This window comes from Streptococcus sp. HMSC064H09 (assembly GCF_001812625.1).
Lineage (GTDB): Bacteria > Bacillota > Bacilli > Lactobacillales > Streptococcaceae > Streptococcus.
Map to the genome: position 1 here is coordinate 1 of NZ_KV809608.1, position 708 is coordinate 708.

1 pseudogene is annotated in these 708 nt (G+C 41.7%); it reads left to right on the forward strand.

Going from position 1 to position 708, the window contains the following annotated elements:
• Positions 1-708: pseudogene (locus HMPREF2867_RS08395) on the forward strand (ISL3-like element IS1193 family transposase); the annotation flags it as partial.

Below are 708 nucleotides of genomic sequence, written 5' to 3' on the forward strand. Positions count from 1 at the left end.
TTGAGAAAAACTGCCAAATCTCCAATCTAGTCCGGCAAAAAGTTGCACAGCTCCTTACTGAAAAGGTGTCACTAACAGATATTGCCAGAAGACTTCGTGTGTCGACATCCACTGTCTATCGTAAACTTGACCAGTTTACTTTCAAGGAACATTATGACAAGCTCCCAGCTGTTATGTCTTGGGATGAGTTTGGGTTCAAGAAAGGTGAACTCGCTTTTGTGGCGCAAAACTATGAGACCAACAAACTCATAACCATCCTTGATAATCGCCGTCAAACCACGATTCGAAACCACTTTTTGAAGTACCCATTGAAAGTTCGACAAAAGGTACAGTTTATTACAATGGATATGTCAGGAGCCTATATCCCACTAGCTCGCAGACTTTTCCCAAACGCCGAAATCATTATTGATCGTTTCCACATCATCCAGCACCTTGGACGTGCCTTTTTAAAGACAAGAATTGCCATTATGAACCAGTTTGATAAGAAATCACTCCCCTACCGAGCCTTGAAAAATCACTGGCGACTCTTCCAAAAGGACAGCCGTAAGTTATCTTGTAAATCATTTCACTCGAAGACCTTTGGTCAAACCTTAAGTCCACATGAAGTCGTTAGGAAGACACTAGACTTTTCAGAAGAACTCGCTAATTATTATAACCTCTATCAGCTGTTGCTGTTTCACTTTCAGGAGAAGAGGGGGGATGAGTTTT